The organism is Microlunatus soli (assembly GCF_900105385.1).
GTDB classification, from domain to species: Bacteria; Actinomycetota; Actinomycetes; order Propionibacteriales; family Propionibacteriaceae; genus Microlunatus; species Microlunatus soli.
Window position 1 is genome coordinate 1930708 of the sequence record NZ_LT629772.1, and the last position, 15285, is coordinate 1945992.

The following is a 15285-nucleotide window of genomic DNA, read 5'->3' on the forward strand; positions in this document are numbered from 1 at the left end:
CCACCATGCAGCACCACCAGGACAGCATCGACGTCTTCGTCGAGCGCGCCAGCCAGGACCCGGAGGTGATCGGGATCGTGCTGGACGGCTCGGTCGCCGCGGGCACCGAACGTCCGGACTCCGACGTCGACCTGTGCCTGGTGCTCACCCCGGAGGCCTTCGCCACGGCCTGGAAACGTCATCGGCTCAGCTACGTCGAACGCGACGGCATCACCTATCCGGGCGGGTATTACGACATCAAGGTCGCCAGCTCGGATTACCTGCGCCGGGCGGCGGAGTGCGGCGACGAACCGATGCGAGCGTCGTTGCTGCACGCCCGGGTGCTCTGGTCGCGGGACGACGAATTGGCCGGGTTGATCGCCGCCGTGCCGCTGCTCCCCGATCACGTCTGGGAGCAGCGGATGGCGTCGTTCATCGCTCAACTCCGGTTGCACGGCGGTTACTTCCTGCGGCAGGCCGCCGAGCACCACAACAGCTACTTGTCCCACCATGCCGCGGTGCACATGGTCGGCGCGGGTGGCCGGGCACTGCTGGCGTTGAACCGGACACTGTTCCAAGGGCAGAAGTATCTTGACCAGACGCTGGCCGGGCTGGACCGTATCCCGGTCGGCTATGCCGAAGCGGCGCGTGCGGCCCTGGACGATCCCGGCATCGCAACCGGGACCCGCTACCGGGATCTGCTCGAGTCCTTCCATGCCTGGCCGTTGACCGAGGACGAGACTCTGTCCACCTTCGTCCGGGACAACGAGCTCGGTTGGTTCACCGGCCGAGCTCCGGCCGAATACGCCTGATCCCCGGTTGCAGGATGCCCCCAGGAGGGTGGTGAGCAATTGGCTCGTCGCGGGCGCCGCGATGTGCGTGCCCGGGCAAGCCGCGGGAGCGAAGCCGGGCCGGGGCCCGTCGAGCGAGCGCGGCGAGCCCGTGTGCGTGCAGCGTGGCGCGCAGCAGAGCGAATTGTTCAGGCCCCGCTCAGCGGGCGACGATCTGGATCAGGTTGCCGCAGGTGTCGTCCAGCACGGCGGTGGTGACCGGTCCCATCGCCGTCGGCTGTTGGGTGAAGCTCACGCCGAGGCCGGTGAGCCGATCGTATTCGGCGTGCACGTCGTCCACCGCGAACGAGGCAGCAGGAATCCCGTCGTTCACCAGGGCTTCCTTGTAGGGCTTGACGGCCGGATGGCCGTCCGGCTCCAGCAGAAGCTCCGGGCCGTCGGGTTGATCGGGTCCGGTGACCGTCAGCCAGAAGGCCCCACCGAGCGGGATCCGCTCCTTCTCCACGAAGCCGAGCTTCTCGGTGTAAAAGGCGAGCGCCTTCAACTGGTCGTCGACGAACACCGACGTGACGTAGATCTTCATGTCCGTTTCCTCTGGTCAGGGTGCTGATCGGTGAGCCACCCGCCGACGGCACTGCGTAGCGGCCCGAGATCGAGATCGTGATACTTGTAGCGCCCCTCTCGGCGGCTGTGCACCAATCCGGCGCGCTCGAGCACCTCCAGATGCTGCGAGATCGCCTGTCGACTGAGTCCGACCTGATGTTTGGTGGTCAACCGGGCGCACAACTCGAAAAGGGTCTGCCCGTCCCGTTCGCACAGCTCATCGATGATCAGCCGCCGCGCCGGCGCGGACAAGGCATGGAAGACATCCTCCATGGCCACGATGATACGCAAGCCGCTGCTTGCATGTCAATCACGCCGGGCGGCGGCGACGAACCAGTAGCACGATCTCCCAGACCAGCAGCACGGAGATGATCACCGCGACGCCGACCACCGCAGCCGGCAACGGATCATTGGGTACGGCGGTCGGGTTCTGTTGATGCCCCCGGGCGCCGGCCATCACCAGGACGACGATCAGCAGGCAGATCAGACCGAACAAGGCGGCTCGAGCCACCGGCTGCTGCTCCGGCGGCAACCGGCGCAGCACCAACACACCCAACACGATCGCCACCGGCGACAGCACGACGTCGCTGATGATCAACCCGGCGATCCCCCAGCCGATTGCGCGTGTCCATTGGAAGGCCTGTGGTCCCGGCACGCCGGTGACGAACAGCACCATTCCGGTCAGCAGCAAAGCCAGGCCGAGCACGATCATGATCACCTGCAGTACCGTCGCCGGCCGGGACAGCGGTTCACCGGACAGCCAGTCGGAGCCCCGGTCGGGTTCGCGGCGCCTCTGCTGCGGCCGGCCGTACTCGTCCGACGTCCGGGGCCGCGCCGGACTCATCGCAGCACCTCGAGCCGTTCGACCCACTTGGTCTGCAGCTCCCCCGGGCGGTTCGGCGCGATGATCCTGGCCGGGTAACCATGATCGGGATGCAGCGGCTCGCCGTTGATCATGGTCGCCAACACCGTATCCGGATGGTCGGCGAAGGCGGCCGGCAATCGAGTGACGGCATAGGCCGAACCACGTTCCATCGACGTAACCCGTACATCGGATCCTCCGGCGCTGATCAATCCGATCAGGTCACGGACCCGGACACCCGACCAGGTCGCCGATACGCTCCAGCCCTCGACGCAGGCGATCGGCAACCGCACCTCGACCTGGGGCAGCTCGGCGAGCTGTTCTCGATCGATGGTGCGGCTGCCGCCCGGGCCGACGAGCGTCAGCCGCCAGTCCGCGAGCCGGTCCAGGACCCTGGCCTGCTCGGCCGTCCGATTGACCGGAACCCCCTGCAGGTTTCGACTCCGAGGCCTCCGTGGAGCCAGCAATGCGATGCGGTCCAGTGGTGTGAAGGACTGGCCGACCGTCAGCGCGGTCAGCCCGATTGCCGCCCCGACCGCTGCGAACAGGAAGCTCCGCCGGGGTCGCTCCCCGGTGGCATCCGAATCGATGTCGGACGCCGGCCCTCGACGTCGCAACGTCTGTTTGATCTTGGGCAACTTGATCGCGACATGGATCACGATCGCGCCGATCGAGATCCAGGCCAAGGCGAAGTGGATCGAGACGAAGTCGAAGCCGAAGGCGTACCACTGGAAGATGTTGAACAGGCCGGTGCTGACCTGCATGATCCCGGCACCGACCAGGATCGCGGTCAGCCCCTTCTCGCCGAGGAACCCGACGACGGCGGATATCCGGCGGGGTCCGGCCGGTGCCGATCCGGGGCGAGCGAAGAACAGCGGATAGGCGCTGTAGACCTTGGCCATCAGCAGCGGCAGGCAGCAGAGTCCGGCGGCCACATGCACACCCTGACTCACCCGGTAACCCCAACTCGGCGCAGCGAGCAGCAGCCAACCGTCCGGCCGCTTGGCGTTCCAGCTCAGCAGCCCGGTCAGGAAGCAGATCGCAAAGGCGATGCCGAGCAGTCGCCCCAGTCGGGCGACGAGGGCCGTTGAATGCGCGGCCGAAGCAAGATCATCCGGCCGCGGCACGCGACCATCGGCGTACTGCGCGGGGCGAACGATCCAGTCAGGGATTCGGCGAGGCACGCAACCGTTTCTACCCCGCCGACAGACGTCGGAGACCGCCTCCGGCGGTTACCGACGATTACAACCAGCGAGTGGGCCCGCCCCGAAGGACGGACCCACCCGGCAGCTGGTGATGGCTCAGAGAGCGCGGATGTTCGAGGCCTGCAGGCCCTTGGGACCCTCGGTGATCTCGAACTCCACCTGCTGATTGTCCTCCAACGACCGGAAGCCGGTACCGGCGATCTCGGAGAAGTGGGCGAAGACGTCCTTGCTCCCGTCATCGGGAGTGATGAAGCCGTAGCCCTTTTCGGAGTTGAACCACTTGACGGTTCCTGTTGCCATGTTCATTCCTTCTGTGTTGCTCCCCGGGTCGCGATTCGACCCGGGTCCCGGCGCACAACCGATGCACGCCAAGCCTGCGGGTGCCGGCTCTCAGTCCCGGCCCAACTGGGCGGCGACCGGACACGCGAATGGATCCCGCGCGGCCAAGCCGACCTGGTTAAGGTATCGCACCACCGTCGCATACGAACTACCCAGCGACACCTCGGCGTAAGGGATGTTCTGTTCGCGACAGTGTTGGCGAACCAGCAGCCGGGCCTTGGCCAGGTGCGGTCGCGGCATCGACGGGAACAGATGATGCTCGATCTGATAGTTCAGGCCGCCCATCAGCACGGTCGGCCAGAACCGACCGGCGATGTTGCGCGAGGTGCGCACCTGGCGACTGAAGAAGTCGAGCTTCACCGTTGCCGGGATGATCGGCATGCCCTTGTGGTTCGGTGCGAACGAACTGCCCATGTAGAGCCCGAAGATCGCCAGTTGCACGCCGAGGAAGGCGAACGCCATGCCCAACGGGAGCACCCAGAACACCGCGGTCAGATAGAGGGCGAAACGGCCGCCGAGCATGCCCAGCTCCAGCCAGCGTCCCTTGGTCGGCTTGTCGCCCTTGGCCTTGGTGACCAGCGACTTGACCGAGGCGTAGTGCAGGTTGAGGCCTTCCAACATCAACATCGGGAAGAACAGGTAGCCCTGCTTGCGAGCGATGAAGGCCCGGATTCCCTTGTGGTTCTCGGCTTTCTCGGGATAGAACGCCAGCGCCTCTCCCTCGATGTCGGGGTCCTTGCCGATCCGGTTCGGGTTGCCGTGGTGGCGGCTGTGCTTGTTCATCCACCAGGAGTAGCTGATCCCGACGAAGGCCGTGCCGATGATCCGCCCGGCGCGATCGTTGGTGCTGTTGGTCGCGAAGATCTGCCGATGAGCAGCCTCATGGGCCAGGAAGGCGAACTGGGTGAAGATCACACCGAGCGCGCCGGCGATCAGCAGCTGCAGCCAGGAGTGGCCGAGCAGCAGGAACCCGGTGGTCGCGCCGCAGAGTGCGATCACCAACATCCCGAACACCAGGAAGTAGAACCGTCGGCTGCGCTGCAGCAGCCCACCCTCGCGGACCCGTCGGGACAGCTCGCTGTAGCTGCTGGTGAGCTTGTGCCCTGCCAGACGTTTTCGCGCAGCGTCAGCAATATGCAGCTGGGTCACGATGTGCCTCCGGGATCGTCAGGTCTCCCAGTCCTCGGCACTCGTGAGCGCTATATCGTGGGCTTTCTGACAATCAGCCTACTGGCTCCGACGGCGATTCCACGACTCTCGTCGGCATCTGGTGCCGAATCCTGATCCGGCACCGGCGGCCCCGCTCAGGAAGCAAAAGGCCTGCTCAGAAGCTGATCGGGCCGCGCCGACGCCCACCCGACCTGACCGGGAGGCCGATCGGTCCTGATCCCGCTCCCGACAGGACTTGATCAGGAATTAACCTCGGCGGCGGCCCGCACCGCCCGTACGGTCGCGACGACGATGCCGGCGACCAGCGCCACGATGGCCGTGCCGAGCGCGACCAGGTAGGGCAACACCGTGCCGGACAGCAGCACTGAAGCGATCAGCGCCAGGATCCCGATCGCGCCGGCCACCGTCATCGGCAGTACGGCCGCTCGATGTCCGCGCAGCCACGCCTCGTCGGAGCGCAGCAGCGGCGGCAGCCGGAACCCGATCATCGCGCCCTGCCCGATCGTTCCGTTGCCGAGCAGGCGGCTGATCGCCACCAGTCCGACCATCGCCACGGCGAGCAGGACCGCGGTGAAGATCGCCGGGCCGATACCCGGGCCCGTCATCTGTTGCCGATCTCATGCACCACGCCCGCTACCTTAACCGTGCGGTCGGGCCGATAGATTTGGCTCCCGTCAGCTCCTCACCGAACACAGCTTGGAGTCCAGTCGTGTCCGAATCCGTCGACGTAGCAGCCAAGGCCTCGGAGTCCTACCGGGCCGCCCTCTCGGTGATCGAGACCGTCGAGCCGCGGATCGCCGGCGCGATCCGGTCCGAGCTCGCCGACCAGCGAGATTCGTTGAAGTTGATCGCCTCGGAGAACTACGCCTCGCCGGCGGTCCTGATGACGATGGGCAACTGGCTCAGCGACAAGTACGCCGAGGGCACCATCGGGCACCGCTTCTACGCCGGTTGCCAGAACGTCGACACGGTCGAGTCGGTGGCGGCCGAGCATGCTCGCGAACTGTTCGGCGCCGAGTACGCCTACGCCCAGCCGCACTCCGGGATCGACGCCAACCTGGTCGCGTTCTGGTCGATCCTGGCGCACCGGGTCGAGACGCCGGCGCTGGCCGAGTACGGCGTACGCCAGGTCAACGATCTGTCCGAGCAGGACTGGGAGACGCTGCGCAAGCGCTTCGGCGAGCAGCGGGCGTTGGGCATGTCGCTGGACGCCGGTGGCCACCTGACCCACGGCTTCCGGCCGAACATCTCGGGCAAGATGTTCCACCAACGGTCCTACGGCACCGATCCCGAGACCCAGCTGCTGGACTACGACCAGGTCGCCCGGACCGCCCGCGAATTCAAGCCGGCGGTGTTGATCGCGGGCTATTCGGCCTACCCGCGCCGGATCAACTTCGCCAAGATGGCCGAGATCGCCCACGAGGTCGGCGCCACCCTGATGGTCGACATGGCCCACTTCGCCGGTCTGGTCGCAGGCAAGGTGTTCACCGGCGACGAGGACCCGGTGCCGCACGCCGACATCGTCACCACCACCACGCACAAGTCGTTGCGCGGTCCGCGCGGTGGGCTGGTGCTGGCGAAGGAGGAGTTCGCCGCCGACGTCGACCGCGGCTGCCCGATGGTGCTCGGTGGCCCGCTGTCGCACGTGATGGCGGCCAAAGCCGTCGCCCTGGCCGAGGCCCGGCAGCCGGAGTTCCGGACCTACGCCCAGAATGTCGCAGACAACGCCAAGGCGTTGGCCGACGGCTTCCTCAAGCGGGGCGCCACGTTGGTCACCGGCGGCACCGACAACCACATCGTGCTGCTCGACGTTTCCGGGTACGGGCTGACCGGCCGGCAAGCCGAGTCGGCGCTGTTGGACTCCGGCATCGTGACAAATCGCAATGCGGTTCCGAATGACCCGAACGGCGCCTGGTACACCTCGGGGGTGCGGCTCGGCACACCGGCTCTGACCTCGCGTGGCTTCGGCGCCGACGACTTCGACAAGGTCGCGGAGTTGATCACCGGAGTGCTGGACAAGACCACCGCGTCGACGACCAAGTCCGGAGCTCCGGGCAAGGCGAAATACACGATCGCCGACGGCGTTGCTGAGAGCACCCACAACGCCGCTGAAGAATTGCTGGGCAATCACCCGCTCTACCCCGGCTTGGAGCTCTGAGAGGCAGGATCGTCGCCCGAGCACACCTACACTGGCGGGCGTGCTCGGGATGAAGATCGCGTCGGTGTCGGCGGCAGTGACCGCACTGGTCGGGCTCGCCGGATGCTCGCAGACCAGCGTGACCACCGCCGACGCCTACAAGATCGGCTGCCCGGCCATCGATGCCACGATGGCCAGCGGCTCGGTCGCCAATCGGGTCGCGGTGTCGACCCTGCGCGAGGTCCGCGACCGGGCTCATCCTTCCAAGCAGACCAAGCGCTGGCTGAATGCCTCCATCGATCTGCTCACCGCCGAGAACCCGGACGCGATCTCGCCCAGGACCAAGAAGTTGATCATCGACGGCTGCAAGCGCAACGGCTACCCGCTGCAGAACCTGAAGTAGCCGCCTTTTCCTACGGCGCCCGCGTGGCCGACCTGTATCGGCCCGACAGACCGAGCAAGATCAGGATGCGCACGGCCGGCTCCGGCACCCTCATCGACCGCCCCCGCACGGCCCGCCTGCCGCGATACGTCCGCGCCAGGGGCCACACCTCGGGGTCGGATGCCACCACATGTTGCCGAATCGCCCTGAACCGACTCGACCAGGGGCGATATCGCATCACGTATTGCCACCTGCCCGGAGGCGACGCGGCCGGAGGCCCCGTGCGCCGACCGGCTCGACACGGCAACCACCTCGGGTCGGATGCCAGCACGCGTTACCGAATCACCCTCCACTCAGCTCATCCAGGGGCGATTCCCCACCACGCACTGCCATATCGCCCGTAGTCGGCGCGTTCGTAGGGCGCTATCTCTCGGGAGCGACCTCTTGACTTTAGTTAGCGTAATCCATAACTATTGCGCCATGGCGAAACAAGCTGAGTTCTTCGCCGCGCTGTCGGATCCGACGCGGTTGCGGGTGGTGGAGTTGCTCGGCGAGCGGCCGCATCGGGCCGGCGAGCTGGCTGCCCGGATCGGGATCTCGGCCCCGGTGATGAGCCGGCATCTCCGGGTGCTGCTGCGGGCCGGCGTGATCTCCGATGAACGCGGCGACGACGCACGGGTACGGATCTTCCGGCTCCGACCGGAAGAACTCGCAGCAACTCAGGCATGGCTCGACCAGGTGCAGGCGCACTGGAACGAGCAGTTGGCCTCCTTCAAGCGCCACGTCGAACAACGGAAGAGTTGATCATGAGGATGGAAGCTTCGGCACAGGTGGAGGTCCCGGTCACACCGGACGTCGCCTTCGAGATCTTCACCACCGAGATCGATCTGTGGTGGGTACGTGGACCGATCAACCACTACGACTCCTCCCGACTGGTCGAGCTCCGGATGGAGCCCGGGGTCGGCGGTCGGGTGCTGGAGGTGTACGACGAGACGTCCGGCGACGTGTCTGCACGCGAACGAGTCACCGTCTGGGAGCCCGGGCGACGACTCGCACTCGAAGGCGACGTGACCGGAGTGGAGATCGACTTCGCCGGTGTGGAGGGAGGCACCCGGGTCAGCGTCCGACAGTTCTTGCTGCCAACCGCCGATCCGGAACAGGCAGGTTTCGGCTGGGCGAACATGCTGCGGACCTACGACGCCTGGACGCGCCGCCGCGACACCGCGCCCCGAACACCACGGGAGATCGACCGGCTGGGAATCGCCTTGCACTACAAGGATCCTGCAGGCATGGCGCGTTGGCTGCGCAGGGTGTTCCAGCTCGGCGACTGGGATGTCGACCGTGCGCCGGAACCCGGAGAACATCCATCTTGGATCGAGTTCCACGTCGGCAACGGACTGGTCCTGCTGTTCGGTCAGGATGATCTTGATCTGTCCGCTGCACCCGGCTCGGAGGTGTGGGTGCATGTCGATGATCTTGATCAACACTTCCGGCACGCGAGGCATGGCGGAGCGAAGATCATCTCCGAGATCCGGACGCACGGTTCGACCCAGTATCGGGCCGAGGATCCGGAGGGACAGCGGTGGACGTTCGTACAGGCTCGGCCGACGATGCGGATCGGTCCCGGCCCGATCGATGGGCTTGCAGCCGCAGCAGCCGTAGGAACATCAGATGTCGCGCAGTCCCTGCTGCAGAAGGTGGATACTCACCAGGCAGGACTCCTGCTGCATCGCTTCGCGCGCGAAGGCGATCATGACGCCGTCGGCATCCTGCTAGCGGCTGGAGTCGACGTCGACACCCTCGACGACACCGGAGCGACCGCGCTGCACCACGCCGCCGGCGGCGGGCACCTGGCGTGCATCGAGACGTTGATCGACGGACACGCCGATCTTGATCGCCGTGATCATGTTCACGGATCGTCGCCCGTGCTGTGGGCTCACGAACTCGGCCGGCTCGATGCCGTCCGACTGCTACTAGCTCGTGGCGCCCGGATCAATGCGCCGGATGCGGCGAAGCTCGGGCTGTCCGCCATGGTCGGCGGATTCCTCGACGAGGTGCCGGAGACCGTTGATCGCGCTGTCGGATGGCCGACGCCGTTGTCCGCGGCGATCGCCAACGGTCACGTCGAGACTGCGCGACTACTGCTCGAACGCGGAGCCGACCCGAACGCGCGGACCGGAAGCGGCGACCTCCCGTTGGACTGTCTGCGCTGGCTCGGTGACGACTCCGTACGCGACGAGATCGCCGCCTTGCTCGTGGCGCACGGTGCCCGGAGCGCCACCTCATCCTGATCGCTGCGACTCAGCCGGGTCGAGCGGGCCCGGTTTGACCTCGGGACGACGGAAACACCCGCTCGACACACCAGGCCGCGCCCAGGACTGGAATGCAGACCCCACAGACCGGCAACAGTCCGGGCCAGCCGGCAAGCGTCAGGGCCGACGGCCATCCGACGCCGATCACCAGCAGGGCCAGGGTCAACAACGGTCGACCGAGGCCGGCGGCGAGCGCCGCCAACAACGTACGGCTGACCGACAGTCGGGAGCGTTCCAGCACCCAGGTCAGATGCGGAAGCAACACAACCATCAGCACCAGGCCGACCGTGCTGAGCGCCCGGCCGACCCCACCGACGACCGGCGACTGTTGGCCGGCGATCCGCCAGCTCGTCACCAACGAGACGATCAGCAGCACCGTCAACAGGCCCGTAGGTGCGGCCCTGCGGAAGTGCCTGCGCCACTCGCGGGCCATCGTCCGGCCGATCGGGAGATCGGTGTCGCCCTGCAGCCACCGCGTGACCACGACATGGGCGGCGACGGCGGCCGGCCCGACCCCGAGCAGCACGCCACCGAGCAGCGTCAGCCCGGTCCAGCACAGGTTGAGCCAGACCAGTCGGACGATCCAGGTCAGCAGTCGATCCAGTCCGGCCAACGGTCCGTCGAGCCGGTGCAGCGAAGGGCCCACGGCTACTCCTTCACCGAGCCGATCAGCACGCCCTGGACGAAGAACCGTTGCAGGAACGGATAGATCACCAACAACGGCAGCGACGCCACGATCATCACCGCGTATTTGATCAAGGAAGCCAGTCGCAGCTGGTCGGCGATCGACTCCGCCGAGCCGGCCTCGCCGCCACCCTGGCTGGCGTCCTGATTGACCACCAGGATCTCCCGCAGGATCAGCTGCAGCGGGTACTTGTCCCGGTCGGAGAGGTAGATCAACGCCTTGAAGTATTCATTCCACAGACCCACACCGTGGAACAGCCCGAGTGCGGCGACGACCGGCGCCGACAGCGGGATCGCGATCCGCAGGAAGATCTGCAGATCACCTGCCCCGTCCATCCGCGCGGACTCGGTCAGTTCATCGGGGACGGTCTGCTTGAAGAACGCCCGACCGACCAGGATCGCCCAGGCCCCGGTGGCGCCGGGCAGCACGACCGCCCACAGCGTGTCCAACAGTCCGAGCTGTTTGACGACCAGATAGGTCGGGATCAATCCGCCGGAGAACAGCATCGTGAACAGCACGTACCAGGTCACTACCCGACGACCGACGAATTCCTTGCGGGACAAGGCGTAGGCGCACGGCAGGGTGATGAAGAGATGTACCGCGACACCGACCACGGTGTAGAGGATCGTGTTCAGGTAACCGCGCCAGATCGCCGTTTCGGCGAACACCCGACGATAGCCGTCCAGTGTGATATCCACCGGCCACAACCACACCCGACCGGACTCGACGGCCTTCGGATCGCTGATCGATGCGACGGCGACGAAGACCAACGGATAGCCGATGGCGATCACGATCAACACCAGGAAGATCGTGTTGGCCAGATCGAAGCCTCGATCACCCGGTTGGCGTCGGGTCGGTCGATCCCTGGTCGGTTCGTCGTCGGTGTCGGTCGCCGCCGGCTTGTCCATGATCGTCACCACAGGCTCGATTCGGTGTAGCGCCGGGAGATGTAGTTGACCGTGATCAACAGTGCGATGTTGATCACCGAGTCGAACAGCCCGATCGCGGCAGCGTAGCTGTACTGACCTTCCAACAGGCCCGACTGGTAGACGAAGGTCTGGATGACGTCGGAGGTGGACGCGTTCAGCGAGTTGTTCATCAGCAGCACCTTCTCGAAGCCGACCGACATGAAGTGGCCGAACTCGAGGATGAACAACACCACCACCGTCGGCATGATCGCCGGCAGGTTGACGTGCACGATGCGTTGCAACCGGCCGGCGCCATCGACCTGCGCCGCGTCATGCAGCTCCGGATTCACACCGGCCAGCGCTGCCAGGAAGATGATCGTGCCCCAGCCGAGACTCTGCCAGACGCCGGACCAGATGTAGAGGTGCCGAAACCATGCCGGGTCCTGCATGAACTGGATGGGCTCGATGCCGACCAGTCCGATGGCATGGTTGATCAGTCCTGAACGCGGGTCGAGGAAGGCGAACAGCATCCCGACCACAACAACCATCGACACGAAGTGCGGCGCATAGGTCAAGGTCTGGGTGAACCGCTTGAAGAGCCGGTTCTTCACCTCGTTGATCGACAACGCCAGGATGATCGGCAACGGGAACAGCACGATCTGGTAGAGCCCGAGCAGCAGCGTGTTGCGCAGCAGCCGCCAGAAATAGAACGAGTTGAAGAAGCGCTCGAAATGCTTCAGCCCCACCCATTCGCTGCCCAGGATCCCTTGCCGGGCAACGAAATCCTTGAACGCGATCTGCACGCCGTACATCGGCACGTAGTTGAAGATCAGGAAGAACAGCAGCGCCGGCGCGGCCAGCAGATAGAGCTGCCAACTCCCGCGCAGTCGGCGCAGTCGACGCCGACGGCGGGTCCCGGCGTCGGCCGCCGGGACCTCGGAATCGACCTTCGGCGCATCGGTCCCGGTCAGTGCCGTCATCGACTACTTCTTCCGATAGCGATCGAGCGCCGCCTGCTGGATCTCCAGGTATCGCTTCATCCCCATCTGATCGAACTTCGCGACGTAGTCATCCCAGTCCGACAGCGGTTTCTTACCGGAGATGAACGCCGACCTGCTCTCGTCGGTGAACTTGTCCACGTCGGCAGAGATGGTGTCCAACTCCGTCGCCTCGTCGCTGCCGTAGGTGAAGCCCGGCCAGACCTCGTCGATCCCATGGTCAGCAACCTGCTTGGTGCCCTCCACCGCCTGCGCACTGCCCTCGGTGCCCTTGAAGTAGCTCTCCCGGACGATCCCGGGATAGCTGCCGCCGAGGTAGATCACGTACGGCTTCAGCGCTTCGTCGACGGTCAGCCCGTCGGGGTTGTCGGCGATCTGGGGAAGGAACTCGTAGTCGGTCCCGGACTTCTGATACGTCGTGCCCTCGATCCCCAGGAAGAACAGCTTGGCGCCCTCGTCGCCGTAGAAATAGTCCATCCAGCGAGCCGCGGCGACCGGGTGTTCGGCCTTGTCGGTGATCACGAACTGGCCCATTCCGCGCAGCCCGGAGCCCTCGGCGTTCCACTCCGGCACCGGATCGCTCGCGGTCTTCTTCAACGGCGGCAGCGCGACGTAGTTCTTGCCGACCTTGCCGAAGAACGCTGCCGGCGACTGGGTGGCGGCGCTGCCGATCAGATCCTGTGACCCGAGGTTGTTGAACTTGCCGGCGTCGTTGGTGAAGACGTCCTTCTGGATCAACCCGTCGGCGTAGAGCTTGTGCAGGTATCCCATCAGGTCGCGATAGCCGTCGCTGGCAGGATAGAAGCGCACCGTTGTCGGGTCATCGGGTTGCGCGTCCAGGTAGCCCGAGGAGGTGCCGCGATTGCCGACGCCGAAGCTGCTGCGCAACATCTGGTAGAGCGTGCCGCCCTCACCACCGTCGGTGAGCGGGATCTCGTCGGCTTTGCCGTTGCCGTTCGGGTCCTTGGTCTTCACCGCCTTCAGATAGGCGGCGTACTCGTCCAGCGTGGTCGGCGTCTTCATCCCGAACTTGGCCAGCCAGTCCTTGCGCACCCACAGCTTGTACTGCATCTGCAGCGAGGCGAACTCCGGATCGTAGATCGTCGGCAGGCCGTAGATCTTGCCGTCGGGGAAGGTCATGCCGCGTTTGATGTCGGGATTCTCGGCCAGGATCGCCTTGAGATTGGGCATGTACTTGTCGATCAGGGTGTTCAGCGGGATCAGCGTGCCCTGCTCGCCGTATTTGGCGAGGTCGACCGCACCGAGCCCGGTCCGGTAGATCACCTCCGGATAGTCACCGCTGGCCAGCGAGAGGTTGCGCTTCTCTGTCGCACCCTCCGACGGCACCAGCCCCCAGTCGATGTGGACACCGGACTGTTTCTCCATCTTCTTCATCGCTGCGACCGTGTTCCAGTCATCGGCGGTCTGGCTCGGCCGGCCGGACATGAAGCTGATCGTCACCGGTTCCTTCGCGATCGGCATCCCGGTCGTGTTGATGTTCGGGTCGGGCTCGTCGATCTTGGTCTGCGGGTCGTCCTGGGAGCCGCCGGCGCAGCCGGCAGCCGCCAACACGAGTGCGAGGATGAGGGCAATGAGGCGGACCGGGCGGATGGGACGGAGCGGGCGCATGGGCGACTCGATTCGGGAGAGGGGTCTGCGGTGCAGATCTGACTGCCGTACCACGGGGCCGGACGCGGAGTGTCATCATCGACAGACCGTCGCTTCCACCGTAATTATGGTGATTCCTTACGCAAGATATTGCCGGTCATGGCACTCGGTCAAGGGGTGATATGAAACCATCTACCATTAACGCCGACACCACGCTGTTGCGACAGCTCAACATCGGATCGGTGCTGATCGGGTTACGAAGTGCCCCGTCGGTGACCCTCACCGAGCTGGCCCGGTCGACCGGCCTGTCCCGGCAGACCGCCGGCGCGGCGCTCGACGAACTGATCGCCCGTGGCGTCTGTGAACCGCTCGCGCCGCAGGAGGGGACGTCCGGCCGACCCGCGCGGCGGTACGCCTTCCGACGTCGTGCCGGTCACGCACTCGGCATCTCCTTCGCGCCCACCCACGTCCTGGTGATCACCAGCGACCTGGCCGGCGAGATCGTCGCGCGACAAGGACGCGAGCTTGATCAACAGACCCCGGCGGCCGAGCGACTCGCCGTCGCCGAGGAGCTGGCCCGCCGCTGCGCCGAGCAGGCCGGACCCGTGTGGGCCGTCGGCGCCGGCACCTCGGGTGTGGTCGATCGGGACGGCAAGGTCCGGGCAGCCAGCCAACTACCGGGATGGGTCGGCCTCGATCTCGCAGCACAGGTGGGCGGCTGGTTCGACTGTCCGGCACGGGCCGGGAACGATGCCGCGATGGCCGCGCTCGCCGAGCGCTGGCTGGGCAACGCGCAGCATGTCGACGACGTGGTGATGCTGCTGACCGGACATCTGACCGGCTTCGGGCTGCTGATCGACGGCCGCGTCCGGGTCGGTCGGTCGGGTGCCGCGGGCGAGTTGGGCAAATTGCCCTGGTGGCGGGACAGCGATCCGGCGTTTGCGCTGGCCCGGGAGGGCTGGACGGCCGACCAGGCGATCGCCGCCGCCGAGAGTGGCGACCGCCGAGCCCAGGATCTGTTGGCCGAGCTCGGCCAACGGCTGGCCCGGAGCGCGGCCGTCCTGGTCAGTTCGATCGACCCCGAACTGGTCGTCGTCGGCGGCGAGCTGGCACCTGCCGGTGAACGGATGCTGGAGCCGATGCGGCGCGAGCTCGGCACGATGTGCCGCAGCGCCCCGGAAGTCACGGCCTCGTCGTTGGGAACCGACGGGGTCGCGCTCGGGGCGCTGCGCGGCGCGCTCGATCAGATCGAACGCGACCCTCGCCGGCTCGGCTCGGCCGGCACGGTCGTTGCCGGCTAGTGCCC

17 protein-coding genes are annotated in these 15285 nt (G+C 66.2%); 6 read left to right on the plus strand and 11 right to left on the minus strand.

Features of this window, described 5'->3' with window-relative positions; all coding sequences use genetic code 11:
- Positions 1-5 precede the first annotated feature (5 nt).
- Positions 6-791 (plus strand): nucleotidyltransferase domain-containing protein, encoded by a 786-nt coding sequence (locus tag BLU38_RS08990; RefSeq protein WP_091523206.1) that lies wholly within the window; start codon positions 6-8, stop codon positions 789-791.
- A 178-nt stretch (positions 792-969) separates the two neighbouring features.
- Here BLU38_RS08990 and BLU38_RS08995 read toward each other — a convergent pair whose 3' ends face one another.
- The 7 genes from BLU38_RS08995 to BLU38_RS09025 form a co-directional block, all read right to left on the minus strand.
- Entirely contained in the window at positions 970-1353 is a 384-nt protein-coding gene (locus tag BLU38_RS08995) for a VOC family protein (protein ID WP_091523210.1), read from the minus strand.
- Positions 1350-1646, minus strand: a complete 297-nt coding sequence (locus BLU38_RS09000; RefSeq protein WP_091523213.1) for an ArsR/SmtB family transcription factor — start codon at positions 1644-1646, stop codon at positions 1350-1352. Before BLU38_RS09000 ends, BLU38_RS08995 begins: the two co-directional genes overlap by 4 nt.
- Positions 1647-1683: 37 nt before the next feature.
- On the minus strand, positions 1684-2217 hold the full coding sequence (locus tag BLU38_RS09005) for a hypothetical protein (RefSeq protein ID WP_091523216.1): 534 nt from the start codon (positions 2215-2217) through the stop codon (positions 1684-1686).
- The gene (locus BLU38_RS09010; protein ID WP_197680052.1) at positions 2214-3419 is read right to left on the minus strand and encodes a molybdopterin-dependent oxidoreductase; all 1206 of its coding nucleotides are present in this window, start codon (positions 3417-3419) and stop codon (positions 2214-2216) included. Before BLU38_RS09010 ends, BLU38_RS09005 begins: the two co-directional genes overlap by 4 nt.
- A 117-nt stretch (positions 3420-3536) precedes the next feature.
- Positions 3537-3740 carry a cold-shock protein gene (locus tag BLU38_RS09015; RefSeq protein WP_091532173.1) on the minus strand — a complete coding sequence of 68 codons (204 nt, stop codon included), beginning with the start codon at positions 3738-3740 and terminating at the stop codon, positions 3537-3539.
- A gap of 90 nt (positions 3741-3830) precedes the next feature.
- The gene (locus BLU38_RS09020; RefSeq protein ID WP_231920248.1) at positions 3831-4928 is read right to left on the minus strand and encodes a fatty acid desaturase family protein; all 1098 of its coding nucleotides are present in this window, start codon (positions 4926-4928) and stop codon (positions 3831-3833) included.
- Positions 4929-5188: 260 nt separating this feature from the next.
- Positions 5189-5554, minus strand: coding sequence for an SdpI family protein (locus BLU38_RS09025; RefSeq protein ID WP_091523223.1), 366 nt, complete (start codon positions 5552-5554; stop codon positions 5189-5191).
- Positions 5555-5658: 104 nt separating this feature from the next.
- Between BLU38_RS09025 and BLU38_RS09030 the strand changes: the two genes are divergently transcribed.
- The 4 genes from BLU38_RS09030 to BLU38_RS09045 all read left to right on the plus strand — a co-directional run bounded on the left by BLU38_RS09030 (position 5659) and on the right by BLU38_RS09045 (position 9759).
- Positions 5659-7107 carry a glycine hydroxymethyltransferase gene (locus BLU38_RS09030; protein ID WP_231920249.1) on the plus strand — a complete coding sequence of 483 codons (1449 nt, stop codon included), beginning with the start codon at positions 5659-5661 and terminating at the stop codon, positions 7105-7107.
- A 40-nt stretch (positions 7108-7147) separates the two neighbouring features.
- Positions 7148-7489 carry a hypothetical protein gene (locus BLU38_RS09035; RefSeq protein WP_091523227.1) on the plus strand — a complete coding sequence of 114 codons (342 nt, stop codon included), beginning with the start codon at positions 7148-7150 and terminating at the stop codon, positions 7487-7489.
- A gap of 459 nt (positions 7490-7948) precedes the next feature.
- The gene (locus BLU38_RS09040; protein ID WP_091523230.1) at positions 7949-8272 is read left to right on the plus strand and encodes an ArsR/SmtB family transcription factor; all 324 of its coding nucleotides are present in this window, start codon (positions 7949-7951) and stop codon (positions 8270-8272) included.
- A 2-nt stretch (positions 8273-8274) separates the two neighbouring features.
- On the plus strand, positions 8275-9759 hold the full coding sequence (locus BLU38_RS09045; protein WP_091523232.1) for an ankyrin repeat domain-containing protein: 1485 nt from the start codon (positions 8275-8277) through the stop codon (positions 9757-9759).
- A gap of 10 nt (positions 9760-9769) precedes the next feature.
- Here the strand turns inward: BLU38_RS09045 and BLU38_RS09050 are convergent, their stop codons facing one another.
- From BLU38_RS09050 to BLU38_RS09065, 4 genes are read right to left on the minus strand one after another with little or no spacing between them, the layout of a single operon-like run.
- Positions 9770-10426, minus strand: a complete 657-nt coding sequence (locus tag BLU38_RS09050) for a DUF624 domain-containing protein (protein ID WP_157683324.1) — start codon at positions 10424-10426, stop codon at positions 9770-9772.
- A gap of 2 nt (positions 10427-10428) precedes the next feature.
- Positions 10429-11373 (minus strand): carbohydrate ABC transporter permease, encoded by a 945-nt coding sequence (locus tag BLU38_RS09055; protein WP_091532177.1) that lies wholly within the window; start codon positions 11371-11373, stop codon positions 10429-10431.
- Positions 11374-11378: 5 nt separating this feature from the next.
- Entirely contained in the window at positions 11379-12353 is a 975-nt protein-coding gene (locus tag BLU38_RS09060) for an ABC transporter permease (protein WP_091523239.1), read from the minus strand.
- 3 nt (positions 12354-12356) lie between these two features.
- Complete coding sequence (locus BLU38_RS09065) at positions 12357-13943, minus strand: extracellular solute-binding protein (RefSeq protein ID WP_157683325.1); 1587 nt, start codon at positions 13941-13943, stop codon at positions 12357-12359.
- Between the two features lie 218 nt (positions 13944-14161).
- On the opposite strand from BLU38_RS09065, the gene BLU38_RS09070 reads away from it, so the two are divergent.
- A complete protein-coding gene (locus tag BLU38_RS09070) occupies positions 14162-15280 on the plus strand; it encodes an ROK family transcriptional regulator (RefSeq protein WP_091523244.1) in 1119 nt (372 codons plus the stop codon).
- Positions 15281-15285 lie beyond the last annotated feature (5 nt).